The 2,451-nt window shown below is 66.2% G+C and carries 3 protein-coding genes; 2 read left to right on the top strand and 1 reads right to left on the bottom strand.

Annotated features, from left to right (window positions below; genetic code table 11):
* On the top strand, window positions 1-1,115 hold a 1,115-nt coding region (locus ACEQXV_RS14080), incomplete at its 5' end, for a biotin/lipoyl-containing protein (RefSeq protein ID WP_370269729.1).
* Window positions 1,116-1,316: 201 nt separating this feature from the next.
* On the opposite strand, the gene ACEQXV_RS14075 is transcribed toward ACEQXV_RS14080, so the two are convergent.
* Complete coding sequence (locus tag ACEQXV_RS14075) at window positions 1,317-1,778, bottom strand: DUF4174 domain-containing protein (RefSeq protein WP_370269728.1); 462 nt, start codon at window positions 1,776-1,778, stop codon at window positions 1,317-1,319.
* 143 nt (window positions 1,779-1,921) lie between these two features.
* On the opposite strand from ACEQXV_RS14075, the gene ACEQXV_RS14070 reads away from it, so the two are divergent.
* On the top strand, window positions 1,922-2,451 hold a 530-nt coding region (locus tag ACEQXV_RS14070; protein ID WP_370269727.1), incomplete at its 3' end, for a methylmalonyl-CoA mutase family protein.

Raw genomic sequence — 2,451 nt, 5'->3', positions numbered from 1 at the left:
AGATGATCCGCGTCGCGGCGGGCGAGCCGCTGACGATCACCCAGGACGACGTGAAGCTGACCGGTTGGGCGATCGAAAACCGCCTTTACGCGGAAGACCCCTATCGCAACTTCCTGCCCTCGATCGGCCGCCTGACCCGTTATCGGCCACCCGCCGAAACCGCTGCCGGCCCGATGCTGGTGAACGGCAAGTGGCAAGGCGATGCGCCCGAGGGTCCGACCGCCGTGCGCAACGATACCGGCGTCTACGAAGGCGGCGAGATCAGCATGTACTACGACCCGATGATCGCCAAGCTCTGCACCTGGGCGCCGACGCGCGCCGAGGCGATCGAGGCGATGCGCATCGCGTTGGACAGCTTCGAGGTGGAAGGCATCGGTCACAACCTGCCCTTCCTGTCGGCGGTGATGGATCACCCCAAATTCATCTCGGGCGACATGACCACGGCCTTCATTGCCGAGGAATATCCCGACGGGTTCGAGGGGGTTACGCTGCCCGCAGACGAGCTTCGCCGCGTCGCGGCCTCGGCAGCGGCCATGCACCGGGTCGCCGAGATTCGCCGCACCCGCGTCTCGGGCCGGATGGACAACCACGAACGCCGCGTGGCCACCGATTGGGTCGTGACGGTTCAGGGCGCGGAATTCCCCGTGCATATCGACGCCGATCATGACGGATCCACCGTCACCTTCGATGACGGCCAGGCGCTGCGCGTGACCTCCGACTGGACGCCGGGCGATCAGCTGGCGGTGCTGGATGTGAACGGCGATCCGCTGGTGCTGAAGGTGGGCAAGGTCACCCAAGGCTTCCGCATCCGCACCCGTGGTGCCGACCTCAAGGTCCATGTGCGCAGCCCGCGCCAGGCGGAACTGGCCCGGCTGATGCCCGAGAAACTGCCGCCCGACACCTCCAAGCTGCTGCTTTGCCCGATGCCCGGCCTGATCGTGAAGGTCGACGTGGAAGTGGGCCAGGAAGTGCAGGAAGGCCAGGCGCTGTGCACCGTCGAAGCGATGAAGATGGAAAACATCCTGCGCGCCGAGAAGAAGGGCATCGTGGCCAAGATCAACGCGGGCCCCGGCGACAGCCTGGCCGTCGACGACGTGATCATGGAGTTCGAGTGACGCGATGATTGTCTTCGCCCGCCACGCATGCCCCGCCAGGGGCACGGCACCCGGTCTGGCGACCGGGGCGGGCGGAGATTGGCGCAATCTCCGTGGGGACATCCGGCGCGGATTTCGGCAAGCTGCCCCATCCGGCAGCGCGCGGGCGGAAACCGCTGCGGTTTCCGGTTCAAAATCCGCGGCGGATTTTGCCCCCGCGCGTTACTGGCTGAGCCCCATTTCCTCGATGCGCATCGGCAGGTTGTCGATGGCCCGCGTGATCTCGCGCACGTCCCAGGGATGCGGTTTGCGCAGGGCGACATGGCCATCGCGCTGGACGATCACCATGGAAAAGCCCCGTGGCCGCAGTGCCAGCCGCACCGGGCTGCGGGCGTCGGGGTCCGCGTCGAAGATCACCACCACGTCGCGCTCGATCAGCGGCCCCGGCCTGTCGAGCAGCATATCCAGCTGCTCCTGGAAGCGGGGGTCGCGATCGGTATCGGCAAAGACCACGATGGGGCGCGACACCCACATGAGCTCGTCCAGCGTGATGCCGCTTTCCACGGCATCGATCACCTGCAGGACGGGGGCGGGGTCCTCGGACTCGATCACGGGCTCGGCCTGCTGCGCTGCCCCGGGCAAGGCGAGCGTCAGGGCGACCATCAGGAACAGAACAACGCGCATGAAACCTCCGTTTGTCAGAGATATAGGCACGGGCGGGGCGATTGCGAAGGGCAATGACGGGCAGGGCGTGAAATCGCGCGCTGCCAAGGCGCCGGGCAGGGCCATTTCCCTGCCTGCGCGGGATTGAGAAGAGGACCGACAAGATGAGCGACAAGACCCAAGACTGGCGCGCACTGGCCGAGAAAGAGCTTCGCGGCCGCTCGCCCGATGACCTGACCTGGAACACGCTGGAAGGGATCGACGTGAAGCCGCTCTACACGGCTGAGGATACCGCGACCCTGCCCCACATGGGCACGCTGCCCGGGTTCGAGCCCTTCACCCGGGGCGTCAAGGCCACGATGTATGCGGGCCGTCCCTGGACGATCCGCCAATATGCGGGCTTCTCGACGGCGGAAGAGTCAAACGCCTTCTATCGCAAGGCGCTGGCCGCCGGTCAGCAGGGCGTGTCGGTCGCCTTCGACCTGGCCACGCATCGCGGCTATGACAGCGACCACCCGCGCGTGGAAGGCGATGTGGGCAAGGCCGGCGTCGCCATCGACAGCGTCGAGGACATGAAGATCCTGTTCGACGGCATCCCGCTCGACAAGATTTCCGTGTCCATGACCATGAATGGCGCGGTCATTCCGATCCTGGCCAATTTCATCGTGACGGGCGAGGAACAGGGCCATGACCG

This window comes from Nioella sp., from assembly GCF_964229645.1.
In the GTDB taxonomy this organism is placed as follows: domain Bacteria; phylum Pseudomonadota; class Alphaproteobacteria; order Rhodobacterales; family Rhodobacteraceae; genus Nioella.
Note: the sequence above shows the minus strand (reverse complement) of the source record. Positions and strands in the feature narration are given on the sequence as shown.

What these genes read in the sequence shown, in the direction of transcription:
- ACEQXV_RS14075 (WP_370269728.1), bottom strand. Translation starts at nt 1,778, where the DNA reads ATGCGCGTTGTTCTGTTCCTGATGGTCGCCCTGACGCTCGCCTTGCCC.